This is a genomic window from Peptostreptococcus equinus (assembly GCF_027125355.1).
In the GTDB taxonomy this organism is placed as follows: Bacteria; Bacillota; Clostridia; order Peptostreptococcales; family Peptostreptococcaceae; genus Peptostreptococcus; species Peptostreptococcus equinus.
In genome coordinates this window covers 651,259-676,032 of the sequence record NZ_CP114052.1, presented here as the reverse complement: position 1 = coordinate 676,032, position 24,774 = coordinate 651,259, and the positions used below count along the sequence as shown (strand labels likewise).

22 protein-coding genes are annotated in these 24,774 nt (G+C 28.1%); all 22 read right to left on the bottom strand.

Annotated features, from left to right (window positions below):
- Positions 1-74 precede the first annotated feature (74 nt).
- On the bottom strand, positions 75-1,166 hold the full coding sequence (locus O0R46_RS03535; protein WP_269312201.1) for a C40 family peptidase: 1,092 nt from the start codon (positions 1,164-1,166) through the stop codon (positions 75-77).
- Positions 1,167-1,330: 164 nt separating this feature from the next.
- Positions 1,331-2,890 carry a murein biosynthesis integral membrane protein MurJ gene (gene murJ, locus O0R46_RS03530; protein WP_269312200.1) on the bottom strand — a complete coding sequence of 520 codons (1,560 nt, stop codon included), beginning with the start codon at positions 2,888-2,890 and terminating at the stop codon, positions 1,331-1,333.
- A 26-nt stretch (positions 2,891-2,916) separates the two neighbouring features.
- A complete protein-coding gene (locus O0R46_RS03525) occupies positions 2,917-3,681 on the bottom strand; it encodes a glycosyltransferase family 2 protein (protein ID WP_269312199.1) in 765 nt (254 codons plus the stop codon).
- A 15-nt stretch (positions 3,682-3,696) separates the two neighbouring features.
- The gene (locus O0R46_RS03520) at positions 3,697-4,797 is read right to left on the bottom strand and encodes an O-antigen polymerase (protein ID WP_269312198.1); all 1,101 of its coding nucleotides are present in this window, start codon (positions 4,795-4,797) and stop codon (positions 3,697-3,699) included.
- Between the two features lie 13 nt (positions 4,798-4,810).
- Positions 4,811-5,998 carry a CDP-glycerol glycerophosphotransferase family protein gene (locus tag O0R46_RS03515; RefSeq protein ID WP_269312197.1) on the bottom strand — a complete coding sequence of 396 codons (1,188 nt, stop codon included), beginning with the start codon at positions 5,996-5,998 and terminating at the stop codon, positions 4,811-4,813.
- A gap of 13 nt (positions 5,999-6,011) precedes the next feature.
- Positions 6,012-6,824, bottom strand: a complete 813-nt coding sequence (locus tag O0R46_RS03510; RefSeq protein WP_269312196.1) for a glycosyltransferase family A protein — start codon at positions 6,822-6,824, stop codon at positions 6,012-6,014.
- Positions 6,825-6,836: 12 nt separating this feature from the next.
- Positions 6,837-7,619: a glycosyltransferase family 2 protein gene (locus tag O0R46_RS03505; RefSeq protein WP_269312195.1), complete on the bottom strand. Its 783-nt coding sequence runs from the start codon at positions 7,617-7,619 to the stop codon at positions 6,837-6,839.
- Between the two features lies 1 nt (position 7,620).
- Positions 7,621-8,283 carry a sugar transferase gene (locus tag O0R46_RS03500; protein WP_269312194.1) on the bottom strand — a complete coding sequence of 221 codons (663 nt, stop codon included), beginning with the start codon at positions 8,281-8,283 and terminating at the stop codon, positions 7,621-7,623.
- A gap of 65 nt (positions 8,284-8,348) precedes the next feature.
- On the bottom strand, positions 8,349-9,449 hold the full coding sequence (locus O0R46_RS03495; RefSeq protein ID WP_269312193.1) for a cell wall-binding repeat-containing protein: 1,101 nt from the start codon (positions 9,447-9,449) through the stop codon (positions 8,349-8,351).
- A gap of 145 nt (positions 9,450-9,594) precedes the next feature.
- Positions 9,595-11,430 carry an N-acetylmuramoyl-L-alanine amidase gene (locus tag O0R46_RS03490; RefSeq protein ID WP_269312192.1) on the bottom strand — a complete coding sequence of 612 codons (1,836 nt, stop codon included), beginning with the start codon at positions 11,428-11,430 and terminating at the stop codon, positions 9,595-9,597.
- 215 nt (positions 11,431-11,645) lie between these two features.
- Positions 11,646-13,025 carry a stalk domain-containing protein gene (locus O0R46_RS03485; protein WP_269312191.1) on the bottom strand — a complete coding sequence of 460 codons (1,380 nt, stop codon included), beginning with the start codon at positions 13,023-13,025 and terminating at the stop codon, positions 11,646-11,648.
- A gap of 8 nt (positions 13,026-13,033) precedes the next feature.
- Positions 13,034-14,371, bottom strand: a complete 1,338-nt coding sequence (locus tag O0R46_RS03480) for a hypothetical protein (protein ID WP_269312190.1) — start codon at positions 14,369-14,371, stop codon at positions 13,034-13,036.
- Between the two features lie 35 nt (positions 14,372-14,406).
- Positions 14,407-15,249 (bottom strand): CvfB family protein, encoded by an 843-nt coding sequence (locus tag O0R46_RS03475; RefSeq protein WP_269312189.1) that lies wholly within the window; start codon positions 15,247-15,249, stop codon positions 14,407-14,409.
- Between the two features lie 9 nt (positions 15,250-15,258).
- Complete coding sequence (locus tag O0R46_RS03470; protein WP_269312529.1) at positions 15,259-16,431, bottom strand: NAD(P)-dependent malic enzyme; 1,173 nt, start codon at positions 16,429-16,431, stop codon at positions 15,259-15,261.
- An 88-nt stretch (positions 16,432-16,519) separates the two neighbouring features.
- The gene (locus tag O0R46_RS03465; RefSeq protein ID WP_269312188.1) at positions 16,520-17,053 is read right to left on the bottom strand and encodes a Fe-S-containing hydro-lyase; all 534 of its coding nucleotides are present in this window, start codon (positions 17,051-17,053) and stop codon (positions 16,520-16,522) included.
- Between the two features lie 10 nt (positions 17,054-17,063).
- Complete coding sequence (locus tag O0R46_RS03460) at positions 17,064-17,903, bottom strand: fumarate hydratase (protein ID WP_269312187.1); 840 nt, start codon at positions 17,901-17,903, stop codon at positions 17,064-17,066.
- A gap of 11 nt (positions 17,904-17,914) precedes the next feature.
- Complete coding sequence (gene ybaK, locus O0R46_RS03455) at positions 17,915-18,397, bottom strand: Cys-tRNA(Pro) deacylase (RefSeq protein WP_269312185.1); 483 nt, start codon at positions 18,395-18,397, stop codon at positions 17,915-17,917.
- Positions 18,398-18,431: 34 nt separating this feature from the next.
- Positions 18,432-20,000 carry a DUF6056 family protein gene (locus O0R46_RS03450; RefSeq protein ID WP_269312184.1) on the bottom strand — a complete coding sequence of 523 codons (1,569 nt, stop codon included), beginning with the start codon at positions 19,998-20,000 and terminating at the stop codon, positions 18,432-18,434.
- 85 nt (positions 20,001-20,085) lie between these two features.
- Positions 20,086-21,333, bottom strand: coding sequence for a 30S ribosomal protein S1 (locus O0R46_RS03445; RefSeq protein ID WP_269312182.1), 1,248 nt, complete (start codon positions 21,331-21,333; stop codon positions 20,086-20,088).
- Positions 21,334-21,460: 127 nt separating this feature from the next.
- The gene (locus O0R46_RS03440) at positions 21,461-22,963 is read right to left on the bottom strand and encodes a DUF1846 domain-containing protein (RefSeq protein WP_269312181.1); all 1,503 of its coding nucleotides are present in this window, start codon (positions 22,961-22,963) and stop codon (positions 21,461-21,463) included.
- A gap of 214 nt (positions 22,964-23,177) precedes the next feature.
- A complete protein-coding gene (locus O0R46_RS03435; protein WP_269312180.1) occupies positions 23,178-23,534 on the bottom strand; it encodes a DUF6483 family protein in 357 nt (118 codons plus the stop codon).
- A 146-nt stretch (positions 23,535-23,680) separates the two neighbouring features.
- The gene (locus tag O0R46_RS03430) at positions 23,681-24,763 is read right to left on the bottom strand and encodes an SPFH domain-containing protein (RefSeq protein ID WP_269312179.1); all 1,083 of its coding nucleotides are present in this window, start codon (positions 24,761-24,763) and stop codon (positions 23,681-23,683) included.
- Between the last annotated feature and the right edge of the window lie 11 nt (positions 24,764-24,774).

Below are 24,774 nucleotides of genomic sequence, written 5' to 3'. Positions count from 1 at the left end.
ATTTTAAAATTAAATAAATACGATTTTTGTTTATAAAAAAATAAAACGAGTTAACCTCGTTTTATTTAATATTATTATTTTAATACTCTTCTAGCAGTTGTATATTCACCTAATTTTGCTTTTTCTACAGATGTTCCTGGATATGGTGCGTGTATATATTCTCCATTACCAACATATAAACCAACATGATGTACTGGTTCACCCCAGAATACCATATCTCCAGGTTTAAGATCTGATCTAGATACATATGATCCTACTTTTGCTTGATCAGCTGACACTCTAGGCAAACTAACTCCCGCAGACGAAAATGCATATTGCATAAGGCCAGAACAATCAAAAGAACTAGGACCTGTAGCTCCCCATACATACGGACTACCTATTTTAGACTGAGCTGATGAAATTACTTTCGATGCAGACTTTGAATCTATATTATTTGAGTTTTTATTTGTTTCAGTTTTATTAGTTTCATTTTTATTTGATTCGGTCTTCTTATCTCTTTTCACATCATTTTTTTGATTTTTATCAGCATTAGCATTTCCTAAATTATTAATATTTACATTTGCATCAGTAGATTTCTTTGCATAGCCATTAGAGATTACCGTATTATATGTAATGCCTCTATCATACTTATCTTTAGCTGCATCCAATATATCTTCACCTAAATTATAAAGCCTTTCTTGTTCTGATGTTACTCTAAAATCAGTCTTTCTATCTGGCTTTATAGAACGGCCATTTGAATCGAATTGATAAATCTCGCCGCCAAGTTTAACCTTTTGATTTTTTACCATAATACCATTTCTATCAAAATAGTAATAATATCCATCTATTTTTTCAAAAGTGCTTTGTGGCAAACTATAATCATCTCTTATATAATAATTTACTCCCTTATAAGTTATCCAACCATTTTTTTGCATACCATTTTCCAAGTATATCCATCTATTTCCCATCTTATAAAAACCTGTAGCATACAGAGATACAGATGATTTCATAGAAATATTTTTACTTTCTCTTCTGTAGTTAGTTGAACTTTTTACTGAATCACCAACTACTTCCATTTGACTAGCAGTATCTGCATCTGAAAGTAATCCTCCACCTATTGCAGAAAACATGCATGCAATTAATGCTGTTGCAATAACTTTTTTACTTGTCTTTTCTAAATATCGCATTACTGCCTCCTTACTTATATTAACCCATATAATAATATAATTTTATCATAGAACACTATCTCATGCAAGAATTATATATTACAATCTGTTACTTTTATAATGCTCTACATAAAAATTTTAAATATATGAATTGCAGTTCTAATTGCATAATTAATTTATATAAATTATTTTTTTATTAATTTTATTTTTGAATCAAAACCAGTTTTAAACAAATTCAATAACATATTATATTCATCTACTTTCATAAAATACATCACTACACCATACATTGCCATACCAAATAAAATTGATATACCCAAAGTTATAACTTTCATTATTAAATTTGCAAACAATATAGGTTTTAAGAAATTAAATACTAACAATACCACTACAGACATTAATACAGATGCTATTAGTGATTTTACAAAAACTTCTATATTATCTCGTACAGAAAATTTATTTACTTTCTTTTTCAAACTTATAAAAAATAAAAATAAACCTATATATGATGATATTGCAGTTGCAAGAGCTAAACCTCTATAGCCAAGTGGTTTAATAAATAGTAAATTCAATCCTATATTAAATACTATAGCTATAATACTATTTATCATAGGAGTTTTACTATCTTCCATTGAATAAAATCCTCTAGATATTACATCTCTTAAAGAAAATGCTAGTATGCCTGTTACATATATAATTAATATATTTGCTGTCATTATAGTATCTTTTGACGTAAATGCATTTCTTTGGAATAATATTTCTACAATTGGTCCGGCAAGCACCCCACATCCAATAATAACAGGTACTAATACAACTATTATAATATTCATTGTTTTCTTCAAACTATCAACAAATATATTTATTTGCTTAGATACAGCTAAACTTGCAAGTTTAGGATATATTACCGATAAAATTGAAGTAATAAGTAATGCTTGCACAAATTCATATAGTCTAACAGCATAATTAAACGAAGCAACTACATTTGTTCCAAGCAAAGATGCCAACGATTTATCTACAATAGAGTTAATTTGATTTGCACCTACACCAATCACTACTGGTATAATCAACACCATCATATCTTTCATTACTGGATCCTTTAAATCCAATTTATATGAATATTTATATCCTTCTTTATATACAAAAGGCATTTGAAATATTGCTTTTGACATTATTGCTATAAATGTACCAATCACTAAAATAATCGGGTCTGTATGAGCACTTATCAAAATTGATATTATAACTATTATACTATAAGGCATACCAATAAATCCTGGTACTACATATCTCTTCTTTATCTGTAAGTATGCAGTATAAATATTAGCTAATGCAACAAAAATTATACTCGGTAGCAAAATCCTAGTATATTGTACACATAATTGAAATATATCACCTTTGTAACCTGGTGCAAATATTTTTACTATTGGTCCCGCAAATATTATTCCTACTATAGATAATACTATACACACTAATATTACTATATTTATTACTGTATTTAAAAATCCTAGAGCTCTTTGCTCTGAATCTTCTACTCTAAGTTTATTATAAAGTGGTATTAGACTAGTTGCTAGTGCTGAACCAATCACAGCAAAAAGCACAATTGGTATATTATTTGCTGTGGAATAAACAGCAGCATATTTTCCAGTTCCATATGCTGATGCAAGTACACTATCTCTAGCTAAACCAATAAATTTAGAAAAAATTGTAACTATCATCAACAAGATGGTAGCTTTAGCTGCTTTTGACATTTTTAACTCCTAACTATCCTACTTTTCTATTTTTCATTTTTAACCCTTCTTTTAAAAGCATTGAATGCATAAAAAATAAATACATATATTGCTTTTAAAAGTGGAAGTTTTTCTATATTTCTATATGTGTACCACGTTCTCCTTAATGCCTGAGATTTATTGCTTGAAAGGGAACCATTTGCAACTCTATAGTATACTAAATCATCGTATATTCCATATGCGTAGGGAACTTGTCTAAGTAATTTTAACCAAGTAGCTGTGTCTTGACCTTTTCTCACTTCAGGCATCTTGAAATCTCCAATAATTTCTCTATCTATCATCACACTTGAACATCCTATCAAAGTATTTTTAAGTAAACCTTCATAATCTATTTTTTCTGGTGCTCTTGCCACTTTTGAAGTTATATTATCTGCATCATAAAAATATCTATATGAAGTAAAACAAAAAGCTACATTATTTTCATCTAAAAGTTCTATCTGTTTTTTGAGTTTATTTTCTTTCCATAGATCATCACTATCTAAAAAGGCTACATATCTACCCTTTGCTTTTGATAATCCAATATTTCTGGCAACAGCAGCCCCTGAATTTTGTTTCAATTTAATATATTTAATCCTATTATCTTTTTCTATTAATCTACCAATTATTTCAGAAGACTTATCAGTAGAGCAATCATCTATCAACAATAACTCAAAATTTGTATATGTTTGTTTTAATACTGAAGCAACTGTCTCTTCTATATGTTTATCAGCATTATATATTGGTGTTATTATCGATATTAACCCATCTATCATAAAATCCTCCTGAAGTTAATTTCTATTTTTTGCTTTTAATCTTGAAATGCTTAAATTACTATAATTTAATATATCAAGATTTTGAACCATAAGTATTAATCCTATATTTGTAGATATATCTAATAATATGCTTTCTGCAAAACAGTATACCAATATACTTACAAGTAGAAGTAACTCTGATTTTTTATTTTTTTTGCATAGTGAGTACATTGAAATTGCTATCCCTATCACTAAAGCTGAGAATGCCATAATTCCCTGACTATATAAGCCCCACATATAGCCACTATCCATAGGCGTTCTTGTAGTAAATAAATATTCCCTTATATTGGCTGCATAACCAAATAGATTTAAACCAAAAGTTGGATGCATAATATATGCATTCCAATAAAGTGGTCTACTAGATAAAATACTATTTATAAAGTAATTATCATAAACAAATACAGCTAGTATTATACTTGTTAATGCACCTATAATCGGAATAATAGAAATTAATGTGGCTATTTTTTTATTACTTATATCAACTTTTTTCAATATAAAATAGAATATTATTGTAGCAATAGCTGCAAGTAATCCCGTTCTAGTTTCAGTTTGAACATAAGTTACGAATATAAGCAAAAATAATAAAATATAGTCTAACTTTTTACCTTTTTCATTTATTATATAGAAAAATGATGACCAAATTAAAAACATACAAATAAATGCTGAATTTGGGTTTCCAAAGCCAAAATCATTGCGACCTTCTAGATATTGTGTTGGATAAATTCCAACTAAATTCAATAAAAGATATATGGCAAATAGTATGCAATTTGCAACAATAAATACTTTAGCAATCATTTTAAAGTCTATATCAATAAATGCCATACATAAATAAATTGTATAAAACATAGTTATATTTTTTGCAATTAAAAATTGTGCTAAAGAAATAAGTATAATACTCATATGTAAAATATTATACGATTTTCTACTATCCAATATCAATAAACTTGCAAGCCCTAGAGATATCAACATAATAATTTTAGAAAATGATTCAAAGGCAAAAAAAACACTATAAAACTTAAGTATAGCTAGAATTAATATTAAAATTGCAAATATATTCTTAATTTTAGTCTTATTCATATATAACCTGCCTTTATTTTTTTAACTCAAGTATTTTTTCATAAATTCTTTGACAGTTATTTGTGTCCCTAATATCAAAACACTTATCAACCCTCTCTAAATATTTATCTTCCATCTTGAATTCATTTTTTATATTCTTTTCTACTTGGCTAACTACAGTATTCTCATCAAAAATCTGAGGACCAAATCCATCTTTACTATAGTCAAAATAACCCTCTATATATTTATCATCTTTTATCTTTTGATAATATATTAATGGTTTTTTCATATACGCAAAATCAAATGCTACAGAAGAATAATCTGTAATCATCATCATTGAAGATTTGAGTAATTCTTGTACACTATACTCATCCTTGTCAGCCATAATTATATTATTCGAATTTATCTTAAAATTCCCCTTATATGGTTGCATTTCAAAATGCGGATAGAATATTAGTTCAATATCATTTTCTTCTAATAATTCTATAAATCTTTTATTATTTATTAATGAATTGAGTGTCTTAAAATATGCCGACTCAACAAATAAACTTTGATCATCGTTACCTACTTTTGTGTAAGAAGGATTGATAATGTTCTTTCTCCATGTTGGCATTAATAGTATTTGTCTTTTCAAATTGAAATCGCTTAAATTATCATATCTTGCCAGCCCTGTCCTTGCTACTACACCATCTTTAAATCCATAATTCTCTTGTATCAAAGATTTATATTCTCTTTTTGTAGTAGTAATAAAAAGATCTATGTACATTTTTCCATTAACATACTCACTAAGATCACTTAAAATTATACCATGTTGTAAAAACACAAAAAATTTCTCATTTTTTCTATCTATCAACAATTTATAAAGTTTATAACTCCAAGGTTCAAGGTAACCAGAATGACTCGATATTGCATATTTACACAATAAAAATGCAATTTTATGTTCTAGACTCCCATATTCTATTATATTTCCCAAAACCTTAACTCTTTTGTAATCCTCAACACACGAAGAATCAATCACATAATGAGCATTGATTTCCGGATGATTTTCTCTTAAGTATTTAAAAAAAGCATAACCATTGTCTTTTGCTTCTACGCCTCGTTCTGATATAAGCCACATATCCTTATATTTATCAAGGTTTTTATACTTATGAGATTTTCTATTATAAATAAGCATATCAACAGCTTGCTTTGATAGTCTATTAAATTTTTCTAACTTATTCATAGCTACTCCATATCTATAACTTAAATTTTATGTGCTCTTTTAATGCCTTTATAAATATACTTAAAAATTTCCCATTATTATTTTCTTTAAGTTCTTTTCTTTTTTTGAAAGAAAAAAGAATAAAGATAAAAAAACCCGCAAACGGACCAAATAATCGTTTGAATAGAGGCCCTTTACCTAAAAATGATTTCTCATCTATATAATTGACCGCCTTGTATGGATGATATGCTGTAATAACGGGAAAATAGTAAATTCTTTTACATCCTAAATTATAGGCATCCATAATAAAAATATTTTCTTCTCCAGAATTATATTGAGTTCCTATTCCAAACCTCTCATCAAATTTATTTTTATGTGGATCAATTGACTTAGAATTAAACCACATATCTAATGTAGCTTGTTTTAATAATTTTCTCTTGCCAATACCCAAAATAGGATTATCTGGATAATTAATCGTTGATTTTTTTAATTTTGGATCGTAATGCTGAAAACTTGCTATATCTGGATCATATTTATCAAAATATGACTTTACAATTTCAAGAGTATCATCTTTATACCAACAATCATCATCAGTAAAGGTATATACATCACCACTAGCTAAATCCATGGTTGCATTTCTGCTATTTGAGCACCCTATTCCGCCAGCATGTACGTGTTTGTATGAAAAACTATGTTTCTTTAATAAATTCTCTATTTTATCAAAATTAGTCTGTGAACCTACTATTAATTCAAATTTCTTATATGTTTGTCTATCTAAACTTGCAAACAAAAAATCAAGATCGTCTAATCTTGATCCATAAGTTCCAAGTAATAAGCTAAATTTCATATTACACCTTACCTATCTTTTTATGAAATGCTTGATTACATTTACAGAAGCGTAAACAGTAAAATAAGCACTGGCTCTTACAATATTTAAATGCTCCACATTTCTTAATATATTCCAAGTCCATTTAGCAGCCTTCAATTTATTTCCAGATAGAGAATCGCCACTACTTCTGTAAAGAGCTAAATCTTCATCTAAACCATAAGCATTTGTGCCATCTCTCATAATATTTAACCAAGTGGCATAATCTTCATGCCTTATTTTAGGCATATTGATTTTATCCACCTTATATCTATCTATGACTACAGTTAAACATGATATTCTGTTATGTACTAACATTTGTTTATAACTAACTTCCTTTTTTGCTTTAACTTTTTTATTTAATATTTTACTATTTTCATTTATAAAGCTATATGTAGTGAAAGTAAATGCATAATCATTTTCTTTCATAAAATTTATTTGTTTTTCTATTTTTTCTTCTTTCCATTTATCGTCACTGTCTAAAAATGCTATATATCTTCCATTTGCGTTCTCTATTCCCACATTTCTAGCAGTAGCAACTCCGGAATTTTCCTCTAGATGTATAGGTATTATATTTTTATATTTACTAGATAAGCTATCTATCAATTTTCCTGAATTATCAGTTGATTTATCATCTATGCAAATAATTTCTATTTCATTATATGTTTGCTTTAGTACGGAATCAACGGTTTCTTCTAAAAACTTTTCTGAATTATATACAGGTATAATTACAGATACCAATCCATCTATATAGTTTTTTTCATTAAAAGCTACCATACTATCTTGCGCCCTCTCCTGTAAATATGACTCCTACAGTCATAAATACAATTTTTATATCCATCCATATACTTCTATTTCTTATATAATAAATATCATGCTCTAATTTTTCTTTTGGATCCATTTCATATCCGCCATTTACTTGAGCCCAACCAGTAAGGCCTGGCTTTATGGCCAATCTATTTACAAATCCATCATACTTCTCTTCAAATTCTTTTACAAAAATTGGTCTTTCTGGTCTAGGTCCAATAATCCCCATATCGCCTATAAAAATATTCCACAATTGTGGTATTTCATCTATTCTAGTATTTCTTATGAATTTTCCTATTTTCGTAACTCTAGGATCATCTTTTTCAGCCCATTGTGCACCAAACTTTTCTGCATCAGTTTTCATAGATCTAAGTTTATATACGAAAAACTCACGCCCATTTTTTCCTAATCTTTCCTGTTTATAAAAAACAGGACCTCCATCCTCAATTTTAATCAGTAAAGCAAAAATTGCTAGTATTGGCAGTGATGGTATTAAGGCAATTAGTGATAGTACTATATCAAATACCCTTTGATATGCATCAAAAATTTTGCCTTTATTTATTTGGGAATAATTTATTTTATCGATATAAGATCTCAAAATATTGTCATTCCCCTTATATTTATTCAAGGACATATATTCCTCCTCATATTATATTTCTTTATATTTAACTACAATATTATACTAAATAATACATATATTTACAAGTTATGGTCTTTTTTAGAAAGTGTTCTATATATTACAAACATTGAAATTATGACCAATAATATAGTAGTTGGCTTTGCAAAACGCTCAATGTCAAATATTTTTCTTCTTTTTATTTTAAAACCCATTTCATTTATAGTCTTATACTTACCCCTACTAATTATATTAATTTCATCTTTATTGGGAATTTCTTTTTCTAAAAATAAAATCGGAGAATTAGATTCTGCTGCCAATGGCAATGCACTCATGGCATTTGTTAGTTGTCCATAGTCCAAATATCTCCTATGCATAATCTTACCAGCTTGCGATACATATATCTGTTCAGATTTATTTGCATAAAATTTATTAATTATATTTTTATTTACTTCAAATCTATCTTTTCCATTAATAATAACACCCTTACCTAAACTAGAGATTAAATTTTCATTAATACCTTTGTTATTTGATATATAATAAATATTTTCTATTTTATTTTCTTCTATTATTTTCTTTATATTAATAATATCTTCTAATGTTTGATCAGTCGTAACTATAGCTATATTTTTATTCAATGCATATGGAGCAAATGATATAGCATTTGGTAAATCAAAATTAGATCTACTTACAATTGCTATTCCATTTATCCTTTTATATTTATTTGTGAGTTCAAATGCCTTTTTAGACATTTCTACCCCTGATTTATAAATTATTCTTTCCGTTTTTATATCATTAATATTTAAGTTTCTTTCCACTGAGTTTGATATACTTGAGTCACTGCCAATAATAGTAATCTTTTTCACACCTAGTTTCTTGATAATTTTTTCTGTTTTTTCGTCTAATTCCGTTTTATCTGAATAGATTATTGGTATATTTTTTTGATAGGCATAGTTAGAAAAACTTACAGCATCATCTATATATGAAACATTAATCAGCAAAGCTTCATCACTTTTCTTATATTTTTTTAAAATGGTGCTATATAATGTGTCATATCTAGTATCTCCTGTATATTGAACACGATTATAATTTTTTAGATACATTTTATTTAATATCATTCCACTTCCTTTATATATAATTACCAATGCTAAAAACATTAATATATATTTAAATATTTTCTTCATTTTTAACTCCTAATTTTTAATCATTACTATTTATTATACCAAATATACTTATAAAATTAAATTAATTTATCAGATTTTAAATAATAAAAATAGAGGGACATTAATGTCCCTCTATTTTTATTATTTAAAATGATTACTTATTAACTTATCTAAAAGTTTCTATTATACCCTTTGCAATCTGAATTCCCATCGTTTTTTGGGCACTTTCATATTTTAGTATGTCTACATCATGTCTATTTGACATAAATCCCCCTTCAACTAAAATAGCAGGTGCAGTTGTATTGTTTATTACATAATAACCTGGGTTTTCCTTGACTCCTTCTGCCCTTTGAGATAAATCAAATGCCCCTAGTATGTTATTTAAAACATTTGTTGCAGCTCTTGATGCTAAATTACCTTCACCCTTATATACTTCTACTCCATTTGCATAAGATGATTCTGCAGAATTATAATGTATAGAACAGAATAATACTGTCGGATTTGTATTACTTATATCTGCTCTTTCTTGAAGACTTGGATAATAATCATTTGTTCTAGTCAGTACTACATCAGCACCTGCATCACGTAAATACTGCGCACATGATAATGCTGTTACTAAATTCCAATCTTTTTCTTCTTGACCATCCAAACCAGATGCACCCGAATCTTTACCTCCATGTCCTGGATCTATAACTATTACTTTTCCATCTACAGGGCTCTTATAGTTCAATATTGAAAGCCTGTTTACTATTGTCTCAATAATTGAAGCACTGATTCCACCACCTATTTGGTAAACAATATTTGCAGTTCTGACATTTATTAAGTCTTTAGTATATTTACTGATATAACTAGAATTTGTTATTAATATAGGTGCTTTGATCAAAGATGCATATGGTCCTGCAGATACTGTATCAATTAAACCAGCATTATCTGATCTTGTAACAACTACTTTATCCATCTTAACATTAGGATAAAATTTATCTATTACCTTAACATTTGTAGCATGTCTATCTACACCGAATATACGATTTAATCTAGAACCATTATTTACATATGGAGAAATTTTATCTATTATTGAGTTTGACATAGAACTTTCTCCACCAATATAATAAACATTTTGCATGCTTCTAGCAAATTGCAATGCCTTATCACTTATAAAAATATTATCAGTTATTAATATAGGATTTTTTGTTTCACCAGCTTTTGATGCTATAGATAAAGCATCAGCCATGCCATTATATTCACTCACTACATAAGATGTACTTACACTATGATTTTTTCTTATAATTTCAGCAACTGTAGCTGATAATTCACTTGACCCACCAGCAGATATCCTATTTATGCTTGCACCAGTAATAGATTTTATTGAATCTGCTACTGTTTGAGGTATACTAGATATATTACCAATCAAATATATCTTACTTGGTTTTAATCTTTTTAATTCTGTCATTGTATACGAACTAATACCATTATTGTTACTCAATAATATAGGTGAATTGAAAGTTGATGCCAAAGGTGTTGCTAATAGACCATTTATTGTATTATTTCCATTTACTATTACAACTGTTGATGAGCCATTTGGCCAACCTTGCTTACTCACCTTTGCAGCAGTTTCATATCTATCCATCCCATATATTTTTTGAGATAAATATGCTGTCTTTTGACTATAATTACTCGTCATATCATTTACTTTAAGATTGCTAGTTTTTATATCATTTACGCTATTTAAGTTATTATCTTGGTTATTTAAATCAATATTTGATTTATCTATAACTAAATCTTTTGAATTCTGTGTATTTGAACTAGTATTTACTTTACCTACACCAAGCTCTACATTCACTTGACCAGAGTTATCATTTATCACTAAGTTTTCCACTTGTTTTGCATCTATTGTAACATCATTAACAGCTTTATTGTCTTGTGCAAAAGATGTAGATAACATACTAGTAGAAATCAATAAAGAAATAATTAAACTTTTTAATTTTATGTTGCATTTTTTCATTTTTAACCTACCTTTCTTTACCTGTATAATTATATCATATTTAGTTACAATTTGTAATAAATTTATTGTATATAAAATTTTATTTGTAACTATTTTTTTACTTTTTATTAAGATACTCTCTTATAAATTATAGTCATATAAAAAAGACGATAAACCAATTTATGTTTATCATCTTTTTTATTTTACTTTATTTAAATTTATTATATAAACTATATCTAATTTATTCCTTCAATTTCTTGTATGTTGGCATTATTATTTGCTGTATCATTAGATGGGGTTGTATTTTTTTTATTATCTACCTCTTTCATTATATTACCTTCTTTATCCCTATTAATTTTTTGTGTTGGTAAGAAATCTGTATATACACCTCTAATAAATGGATATTTGAAATTAGATATTTCTTGTTCATTGTTATAGTTGAACATATATATTCCCATTCCTGTATTATTAATCTTATCTTGTAAATCTTTAGAAATATTAGCATTATTTATTGATAGAATCTTTATACCATGTTCAAAAGAAAAATCTATAGCTTTGCTTATTTCTTTTTCATTTTTATCATAAATAGTATAAATCATTGATTTAAAGTTATAAATATTCATTATAGGTTTATACATATGAGAATTATTTATTTGTGGTATAATTCTTTTCAAAATTTCAGTATCAACATTTTTTCCCACTCTTAATAATTCTTTATAACTTTTATTGACATTTGATGTAGAATTATCCTTTAAATCTACTACAAAATATACATCTTTATGTTCTTTCATATAATTAGCTATATCTTCAAAACTCAATGTAGTATACTTACCTTTTATTTTTTCAGATAAGAATTTTTTCTGTGTAGGCTTTTCACTAGACCAATTCTCAGGAAGCTTATATGCTTTTAAATATTCTTTAGAAAATGAATGACATAGTACTAGCTTACCATCAGATGTCATTGTCAAATCTCCCTCTAAGACTCTTATTCCCTTGTTATATGAACTTTCCATCGCCTCTTTTGTATTAGTGTATTTAAATCCATCTACACCACCAAGAGCATGAGCAATAAATTTATTTTGTTTTATCCAATCATAGTTAAACTTATACGGATAGTTATTCATATACACAGTACCATTGCTAGCTTTTTCTACATTGACATCTAATACTTTATATATAAAATCTATTGGCATATATAAGGTATCTTCCATATAAACTACTGGTCCATCAATTGTAACTTTATTAGCTCTATTAGAATATTCTACAATATTTGATCCTCTCTTTAGATGATATATACTTTTTTTGTATTTTAAATCTATTCCACCATATGGCTTAAAAGTATATGACGTATCTGCTCCGAAATTCTCACATAATTCTATAATTGGAACATAAACAGTCTCTCCCTTTATCTTATAAGGTTTATTCAATTTTACTTTTTTATTATTAATTACTAGGTTCTCTCTAATATGCGTATTCTTAAACTGCGATATTAAATTCTTTTGGCTATTATGATATAAGAATAATTTAAATAGGGATATCATTATTAAAAATGCTATAAAAATTATTAGGCTTTTATTTAAAAGCGAACCAAGTCTTTTTTTATCAAATTTTTCCATAATTCCCCCTATAGATTTATTTTTATGTCCTTATAAATAAGGATCCATGAGATGCCTACACAAACTAAAGTCGCAATTATCGAATATAAAAATGATGCATTATATAAACCTGATATAGGCACTATAAAATCCGTACATATCCAATTATTAAGAGGTAGCCATGTATCCGTATAAATAGATTTTATATGGATTAAATTAATCAACTTGTATAATATTATAGATAATACAGTCACAAGAATAGAGTTCATTCCTATTCTTCTAATTAATCTACCTATTCTTCTATATTTTGCTATATCAAATAAAGCATATAATACCATCATAATAAAATACATATATGAACCTATTCTTGTAATGAAACTTATAGAAAATACATTTCTATTTACAGGAATCCATATAGAAATAATGTTTGAAAATAACAAAAATAAAATTGTTAATATAAGCAAATCAACAAGTTTTTTTACCTGATCATTTATCCTATAATAGTTACTTAAAATTGCCTTTATTGATCTTGGATTTAACCAACTTTTAATATCGTGCCATAGGCTACTTCTATTAAATCCATTTCTTTTTATACTTGAATTTCTAATATATTTTATATATTTTTTGTCACTTACATGTTTTTTGTTGAATATACAACCAATAGATACACCTAACATAGATAAGGAAAGAGAAGAAAAAGAAGCTAATATACCTTCTGGATTTATTCCGCTCGTTGTCATAAACATTGACAATAATCTTCTGTCAACTGTTACAAATGTGTTATTGCTAATATTAAAACCATTTATATAAGCTATTATTGTAAATATCATAGACCATATTAATGCCATAAATACCATGAGTAAGCCTAAATTATTATTTTTAATTTTTAACCTTACAAGTCCCAAATAAATAAATGTAATTATTACATAGTTGATGGCTATTAATTGTAGAGGTCCTGTTATTCTAATACCTTGATTAAAATAATATATTAGATTAATAAAAATACCTATTATAAATAAAAATAGGAATTTAATGAATATTTTCTCCATAATAATAGAAAAGGAATCATATATTCTCAAATATTTTTTAATAAAAAATGGAACTGACATCCCCATTGTAATCAGCAACATAGGAACTATTAAATCAGCAAAAGTAATTCCATTCCATTGTGAAATTTTAAAAGTATTTGAAATATTATTTTCAAGTCCTTGGTTTATTATAATTAATGAAAATATCACCAATATACCTCTTATAAAGTCAATAGAAGCAATCCTAGTGTTAGAAAACTCCTTATCTAGTGCTCTCTTCTCTCTATATCTAAATATATATTCTTTATAAATTTCATAAATTTTATCTTTATTCGCCATTATTTTATCCTTAAATTTATTTATTTGATTAATAATTATATTAATCTTGTTCCTTCTTCATCTTGAACAATTAATTTATTTTTCATCATAGTGCCAAGTGTTCTTTTAAAATTTTTTTTACTTGTATTAAATACTATCCTCAATTCTTCAGGATCTGATTTGTCATTAAACCTCATAAAACCATCATTTCCTTCTAAATAAGAAATTATTCTCTTTTCTAGGTTATCTATTTCATATCTTCTCTCAGATCTAGTAGTTAGCCCAACTCTTCCATCTTCGTATATTTTTATAACCCTTAGATTTTCTAACTTGTCTCCTTCTTTTATCCTTGTGTAATATTCCTCTTTTAAAATTATACCTAAGTAAGCACCCTCAATACAAATAAGAGCTGTTCCATTTGTTTGGAAGCCTATTACATATCCACTACAAATATCACCTTGTTGCAGATTACTATCTAATGATAAATGTGGCTCCACATCTGTAGTAGCAGCCAGTCTACCCGTTTTATCTATATATACATAAAATGGATAATATTGGTCTATAAAAACTGGATATTTCTTTTCTCTAAATGGTACTAGTACATCTCTTTCCAGACCAATATCAATAAAACACCCTATATCTGTATTATCACACACTCTTAAAATAGCGACCTCATCTTCACACGCTAATGGCATTTTCTCACTAGCAACTAATCTTTTTTGTGAATCTCTATATACAAATACCTCTATTTCATCTCCAATTTTAATATCCTTACTAATAATATTTTTTTTATGCAAAAATATATCATCATTTGTATTTCCTGTTTGTCCATCTAAAAATAGACCATATTCTTTTTCTCTAAGAACTTTTAATTTATTTGCTCTACCAAAATTAACCAATTTACACCTCTACCACCTACATACATTTGTATCTTTTGCTGCTTTTTTGACTGCTTCTGCTACTGCTTTTGAAATACCTTCTTCAAAAGCTAGAGGAAGAATATATTCTCGGTTTAACTTTGCATTATCTACAAAATTTGCTATTGCATACGCCGCTGCCAATTTCATCTCCTCGTTAATCTGTCTTGCACCACACTCTAATGCACCTTTAAATATACCAGGAAAAGCCAACACATTGTTTACTTGGTTAGGAAAATCACTTCTTCCTGTACCTACTATAAATGCTCCTGCTTCTCTAGCTTCTTCAGGTAAAATTTCAGGGTCTGGATTAGCCATAGCAAAAATAATAGATTTATCTGCCATTGTCTTTACCATTTCTCCCGTCAACATTTTAGGTTTTGATACACCTATAAATACATCCTTCCCCTTTAGTGCATCTGCTAGTGTTCCACTTTCATTATTCTTATTAGTATATTTAAGCATTTCTTTTTGAACTTTATTTAAATTTTCACTTTTAAGATTTAATATACCTTTTCTATCACATAGTAATATATTCTTTACATTTAAACTTAAAAGCATTTTACATATTGCTATACCAGCGGAACCTGGTCCATTTATTACTATTTCGAGATCTTCTAGCTTCTTTTCTGCAAGCTTTGCAGCATTTATTATACCTGCACTAACTATAATGGCTGTTCCGTGTTGATCATCATGAAATACTGGTATATCTAATTCTTCTTTCAATTTTTCTTCTATTTCAAAGCACCTTGGCGCTGATATATCTTCAAGATTTATACCTCCAAATACCGGTTCAATCATTTTTACAGAATTTATTATCTCATTTACATCTTGAGTTGCTAGGCAAATTGGAAAAGCGTCAACTCCTGCAAATTCTTTGAATAATATGGCCTTACCTTCCATTACTGGTAGTGCAGCCTCTGGACCTATGTTTCCTAATCCTAATACTGCAGATCCATCACTCACTACTGCAACCATATTGCCCTTGCATGTATATTTATATACATCATCTTTTCTCTTATTTATTTGTAGACAAGGCTCAGCTACACCTGGTGTGTAAGCAATAGATAAATCTTCTTTATTTGTAACCTCTACCTTGCTTTTTATACTTACTTTCCCCTTATTTTGCTCATGCATTTTTAGGGATTTTTCTCCATAATTCATTATTATCACCACTTTCATAAATTACTTTATATTTAATAATTTTATCTTATATTAGATAAATTTTCCATCCCTAGAGTCTAAAATTTATTTATTTGCATGAAATATCATATAAATTATTGCCATTAGAATCTATACAAACTGTCAAAATCATATTTTCCACTTCTAGCTTTCTTACAGCTTCAGCGCCCAATTCATCATATGCAATTATCTGACATTTTTTAATTGAGTTTGAAATATAAGCCCCTGCTCCGCCTATAGCAACTAAATAGGCAGATCCATACTCTTTCATTGCATCAATAACCTTTTGTCCCCTTTTACCTTTTCCTATCATAATCCTCAATCCTCTTTTCAAAAGAGGTATAGTCAAATCATCCATTCTATAACTTGTAGTCGGTCCAGCCGATCCTATAACTGAGTTTGGTTTTGTAGGTGATGGACCAACATAATATATAGCCTTCCCATCTAGATCAAATGGTAATTCCTTTTTATCTACAATAGCCTGACACATTTTTTTATGTGCTGCATCTCTTGCTGTATAAAGAGTACCGCTAATACTTACTATATCTCCTGCTTTTAATTTTCTTACTTCTTCTTCGCTTAATGGTAATCTTAAGTTTATCATTATAATCCCCTTATAATATTACTTTTTTATGCCTTGATGAATGACAATTTATATTGACTACTACAGGTAGACCTGCTATATGAGTCGGAAAAGTTTCAATATTTACAGCTAATGCAGTAGTCTTGCCACCTAGACCCTGTGGACCTATCCCTATCTCATTGACCTTCTCCAACATTTCAATTTCCAAATCTTTTATAAACTGATTTTCATTATGCTCCCCTATTTCTCTGAATAAGGATTTTTTTGATATTTGTGCACATTTGTCCACAGTTCCTCCGATTCCTACGCCTACAATAATAGGTGGACACGGATTAGGTCCAGCTTCTTTTACAACTTTTAGAATAAATTCTTTTATCCCTTCTATTCCATCAGATGGTTTTAACATCTTCATCTGACTCATATTTTCACTCCCAAATCCTTTGGCTGCATATTCTATTTCTAGTTTATTGCCTTTTACCATTTCATAGTGAATAATGGCTGGTGTATTATCTTTTGTATTTATTCTTTGTATAGGACTTACTACTGATTTTCTTAGATAACCATCCACATATGCCCTTGATACACCCTTATTTATTGCATCAGTGATTGTATCTCCTTCTATATGAATGTCCTGACCCATTTTTACAAAAAATACAGCCATACCAGTATCTTGGCATAGTGGGATTTGATTTTCTTTTGCTATTTTTGCATTATCTATTAAAACACCTAAAATGTTTTTTGCAACTTCACTTTCTTCTTTATCTCTATTCTCCTTGAATGAATTAATTACGCTTTCATCCAAATTAATACATCCATCAATACACATTTTTTTCACCTGTTCTTCTATTTCTAAAGAATTAATTATTCTCATAAAACCTCCATCTATATTGTTAATTCTTCAAAAGATGCGTCCAAAATTTTAATAAGTTTTTCAGCTGATAGCTCTATTTGGTATCCAATTTTTCCAGCGCTAACAATTATCTTATCCTGATCTTTGGCACTTTTGTCTATAAAAGTTTTATAAACTTTCTTCATAGCTAATGGAGAACAACCTCCTCTAATATATCCTGTAACTTTAGTTATATCTTTTACATGAATCATCTCAACCTTTTTTTCTTTACTTACTTTTGCAGCTTTTTTTAGGTCAAGATTTTCTCCAACAGGAATTACGAATACATAATATTCTTTACTATTTGCCTGAGTTACTAAAGTCTTAAATACGCTTTTAGGATCTTTACCGATTGCTTTAGCTGCTGTTACACCATCCACATGTTCTTTCTCCACACTATATGTATAAAAATTATAATCTATATTTTCACTTTCCAATAATCTCATTGCGTTTGTTTTTATATTTTTCTTTGACATAATATCACCTCATTTATATTAATATATATGAATTTTATCTTAGAACTATTGAGTTTACTCTATAGTATTTTGATAGTGCAACATTTAAGTAATATTTTGGATTTGCACTACAATCATTCATCTCATAGGCTGCATTATATTCATTAGCCGTATAAATAGGTGGTATTTGTACATTATTAATATTTCCACTATTTTTGCTATCTCTAATCAATATCTCTCTCGCATTATATTTTTGATAATAAGATTTAGAATCTTTTATAGCCAATGTGTATGTATCTAGATTATAATATGCAGTTGACAAAAACATAATTATTACTAAAACATAAGCTATAATCTCTTTTTTATCTTTAATTCTATATATTGAAATAGACATAGATAATAATAAAATAATAATAGGAAATAAGATGGCTTTTATATTAATATCTTTGTTAATACCTAGGCTATATGCACATAATATTGATGATATATAGTATATTTCTGCTTCCCAGGATTTATTTTTACTTAAAAATCTTGATAATACAATCAAAAGTAATCCAACTAACAATAGTATCTTTAGGTATTCATCTATTACTAAATTTAATTTACTGACATTTGAAATTAAATTATTAATAGTACTTATGTATATATTATCCATCCCCTTTGAATTTGACGGTGCTGTAATCAACACTATAAACCCAATCAACTGATTGAAAAACATAAAGATGATATATATGATTTCTTTTCTCTTATCAATATACATAAGTGCAAAATAATAAAATGTCAATATCAACATGATAAATACAATATATCCATTGGTCAAGCCCATAAAAAATGAAAAAAATACATACAAGAATTTTTTTCTAATTGATATCTTACCATCCATTGAATACGAAAGCTTTCTTAAATAATTTAAATACAATACAAATAAAAAAGAAATCCACAAATATTGAGCTGTACCACTCAACCAAAGAAATACATGTCCAAAATAAGGTACAAAATACCAAATATAAAAATATATACTTAAAATATATATTATAGAAAATGTATTAAAAAACACTCTCGCTTGTTTTTTTTCTATATATTCAAGCCCTACATCACTTACTATTAACTCTTTTTCTACATTTTTAGCCAAAAAATTAAAAATATTATATACCAATAGCATAAATACTATTCCATTAATAAAGCCACTTAAATCCTTGTCTATATTTAATAATATCTGACCTATAAAATTTGTTAAAAATGAACCATTTATATTGTTATACAATATCTTTTGAACTTCAAAAAAAGATTCTATACTGTCAATTTTTTTAGTGGATAGTACATACATATTTGTAAAATCATTTGCTACAAAAGGAGTGTATAAATTAAGTATCAACATGAATATAAACACTAAAAATAGAGCAGTAATAATTGCAAAATCAATTCTAAGTCTTTCTTGACCCAGTAAATATTCTACTTTTTCTATTAATAAATTAAAACTATAATATATTTTTTTAGGTATATAATTTATGTATTTATTTTCTTTGACTTTTTCAAAAAGTTGCTCATAGTATTCTCTATTTGTGAGATTTTCACTTATATGAGCTGGAATTTTTTCTTTTAAATACGATTTAATATCTTTCATCATCCATTCACCTTTAGTTTAATGATATTATTGAAATAAAAAGAGGGGATATAATCCCCCCTCCAATATCCTATATTAAATAGTCTTATAATTCTATTTTATCTTTTAATGCTTCACCAATTGTTCCAAGAGTTTCTTCTCCAGTTGACATAAACTGACTAAGGTCTTCTTCTGGCTCTCTTGATAATTCCTTTATAGAAAGCATCATTCTCTTGTTAGCTGGATTAAATTTAATTACAACAGCCTTTATTTCGTCTCCAACATTTATTACATCTTCAACCTTGTTTACTCTACCTTCACTTAATTCACCTATTGGTAAATAAGCTTCAATACCAGACTTAACTTCTACAAATGCACCCTTATCAATTATTCTAAGAACTTTTGCTTTTACTACAGAACCAACTGATACTTCATCAGCGATTAATTTCCATGGGTCCTGATCTGGATCTTTTAATGCTAGCGAAATTCTTTTAGTTTCTGGATCAACACTTTCAACGAACACAGTTACTTCATCACCAACTGAAACTACTGATTCTACTGACTCTACTCTTGTCCATGAAAGATTATTAATATGAGCAAGACCTTCAATTCCACCTAAGTCGATAAATGCACCATAAGGCATAATATTTGTAACCTTACCAGTTCTCTTTTCACCTTCTACAAGTGACTCAAATATCTCTTCTCTCTTTTTCTTAGCTTCTTCTCTTTCAGCCTTTATTCTAGCTCTTTCAGCTTCTCTTTCGGCTTTTATCTTTTCTTTCTTTTCTTTTCTTTCTACATCAAGAACTTCCTGAGCAACTTCTCTATGAGATACTATTATTCTATTTTTTCTTGGATTTACTTCCTTAACATAACATTCTAAATCAAGTCCTACATATTCATTTGTATCCTTTACAAACTTAGTATCTATCTGAGATATAGGCATAAACATGTTATGTGATTTATATCTAGCATACAAACCTCTCTCTAAAGCTTTAGTTGTATGTACTGTTATTGTCTTATGTTCTTCCATAGCGTCTATTAATTCTTTTAAATCCGCTTGTTGTTCTAACTTTAATCTAGAGATTTTTATAGTTGCATCCTTATAACTAATATTAGTTATAATACCAGTAATTTCCTGTCCAACTTCATAAACATCTTCTAAAGACTTACCCTTAGATAGGTTCAATTCATTAGCTGGTATTACACCATCAAAACCAACTTCTAAACTTAAAATAAGCTCATCATGGTTAATTTGTGCAACCTTACCTGTAATTTCCTCTCCTACATTTATCTTACTTAGCTCCTGCTCTTGCATGTCAAGTAGCTCTTGCATTGTCATATTGTTTTCCATTATAATAACTTCCTTTCGTCGCATAATATCCTTAATTATTATTATATCATATAGTAACTAATATTAAACAGTATTATTTTAATATTTTTACAATATATGTAAATATTTTTCAGAATATAATTAATCTTTATCCTTCGTAAAGATTTGTTGACTGAAATTCCGGATCACAAGTGACATCAATTCCTAGTTTTCTAAATATTTGTTCATCTACATTTGATAAAATTACTGTTGAATGGGCTTGTGACCCTTTCAATAGAGGTAACTTATCCATAGCATACTTCGCAATTGGGTTTGTAACTGCACTAATGCTCAAAGCCATTAGAACCTCTTCTGAGTTTAGTGATATATTTCTACTCTTTAAAGTATTTTTCTTTAAATTAATAATTGGTTCTAATACTATTTGTGGTATTAAATGTATTTCATCTGATATTTCAGCTAAATGTTTTACTGAATTTAATATAACAGCTGCAGGTCCGTTTAATAAATCCGAAAACTTTCCTACTAATACATCGCCTTCATCTAATTCTAATGCTACAGATTGGCATACATGGCCATCATCTATACAGCAATGCTTCTCATTATATTCTCTTGCTATGTTTACAACTTTTCTATCTTCGCCCTTTAAACCAACCGATTCCATAATCATCTTCATTCTTGATACAGCATCCTTATCTAAAGAACCCTTTTTATATTCACATAACGTTTTAAAGTATCTTCTTATTATTTCTTGTCTTGAAGCTTCACTCACAATCTCATCATCAAAAATTCCAAAAGCTACCTGATTAACTCCCATATCAGTAGGTGATTGAAATACACTTTCTTTGCCTGTTATTTTTTCAATTATCTTTTTCAATACAGGAAATAGTTCTATATCTCTATTGTAATTTACTGTCGTTTCACCATATTTTTCTAAATGGAATGAATCAATCATATTTACATCATTTAAATCTACTGTTGCAGCCTCATAAGCAATATTTACAGGATGCTTTAATGGCAAGTTCCATACTGGAAAAGTTTCATATTTTGAATATCCTGCTGACTTACCTCTTTTATTTTCATGATATAACTGACTTAAGCACGTACCTAATTTACCGCTATTTGGACCAGGTGCAGTCACTACAACTATCGGCTTTGTAGTTTCAATATATGGATTAGCTCCAAAACCTTCTTCACTAACTATAGTATCCACATCGGTTGGGTATCCTTTAGTATTTCCATGTCTATAAACCTTTATTCCTCTACGTTCTAATTTATTAATTAAAATAGTAGCTGCAGGCTGACCTTCATATCTAGTAATTACCACTGAATTCACATCCAAATTATAACCTCTTAGATCGTCAATCAATCTCATAACTTCCATATCATAAGTGATTCCTAAATCACCTCTGACTTTATTTCTTTCAATATCGCCCGCATATACACAGATAATAATTTCTACCTTATCTTTCATATGACTTAATACTTTAATTTTTGCGTTTTCATCAAAACCTGGTAATACTCTTTTTGCATGTAAGTCACCTATAAGTTTTCCACCAAACTCAATATAAAGCTTATCATAATTATTTACTCTTTCTAGTATGTATTTAGTCTGTTCTTCTAAATACTTATTGTGGTCAAAACCAATTTTCATATATTTCTCCTCTAAATTATAAATATTTTCCAAGAAAACTATTGACACCTTATCAATAATGTAATAAAATAGAGTTCCATCACAAATTCAATAATATTACAAATTGCACATAGCCCAACTATGTGTTTTTTTCTTGAAATAAACTAAGTACTTATTATATCATTATTTTCATAAACTAATCAAGTATAAATTTTATTTTTTCTTAGCAAATAATTTATATTACAATATCTCCTAATATTTCCTTTACATCTTCAATTCCAGAAAATATCTCTTCTCTAGTGAAATTCATCTTTTCTAACTCATCTTCAGGCATCTCTAATAACATAGTATAAAATTCCCCAGCTATATAAACAGAATTAGGGCTTTTTATTTTTGATATATTCTCAAATAAAGTATCTTCAGCATGATTAATCTTACCTTCCATCACCAATCTTTTTATAGTTATTAATAATATTTCTTCCATCGGATTATATACAAAATCCAAATCACTTAAAGAACTGTATTTTCTTCCCAAAAGCTCTTTAAATACTTTTTCTCTCTTTTCACTTTGTAATCTATCTACTAAAGCCATATTTCCTCCTAAATTATATAGTCCCCAGAAAACTGGGGACTTTGAATAAAATATAGTATTTGAACTAATGTAATCTTATTAGTATTTTATAACTCTTTATGTGATATTTTATAAAATAATTTATAATTATCATAAATAACTTATATTTATTGTTTATCAGTGTTTTCTAACTTGATTTCTTCAGGTTTTTCAAGTAATTTCTTGTCTATAGCGTTTATATCTATATCTATATTTGTATCGTTCTTTTTCTTATCATCTGACATTACTTCTTTTATACCTTTAAAAGTTCCTAAGAAATTTACTGCATCTGATGGTAATACTAACTTAGATGATTCACTCTGTCCTAATTTCTCAAGAGCTTCCATAGATTTAAGCGCTAATATATTGTCATCAATATCAGCTTCTTTCATTGCACTAAATACCATTCTAATACCATCTGCCTCTGCCTTTTTAGTCTCACGAATTACTGCTGCTTCACCTTCTGCCCTAGCTGTATATGTATTTCTAATAGCCTCTGCTTCACCTTCTGCTTCAAGTATCTTTAACTGTCTCTCACCTTCTGCTTCTCTAATCATAGCTTCTTTTCTAGCTTCTGCCTTAAGGATTGCAGACTGTTTTTCACCTTCTGCTATTAGTATTTTAGACTGCTTTCCACCTTCTGCCTGTAGTATAGCTTCTCTTCTTTCTCTCTCTGCACGCATCTGTTTTTCCATTGCGTTTTGTATATCTTTTGGAGGTAAAATATTCTTAAGTTCTACTCTGTTTACCTTGATGCCCCAAATATCCGTTGCTTCATCTAATATAGTTCTCATCTTGACATTGATTATATCTCTTGAAGTAAGAGTTTCATCCAAATCCAAATCACCTATAATATTTCTAAGCGTAGTCGCTGTAAGATTTTCTATAGCAGAAATCGGATTAGCTATTTCAAATACATAGCTTTTTGGGTCAGTAACCTTATAGTAAACTACCGTATCTATTTGCATAGTTACATTATCTTTAGTGATAACTGGCTGTGGTGGAAAATCTACAACCATTTCTCTAAGATCTATCATATATGCCATTCTATCCAAAAATGGTACTAAAAAATGAATACCTGTTTTTGCTTCTGCATGAAATTTACCCAATCTTGTTATTATACCAACTCTAGCTTGCTTTACAATTCTTATGCATCTAAAAGCTAGTATTATTAATAGTACAACTATGATAATTAAAAAAATTAAACCCATATTTTTCCTCC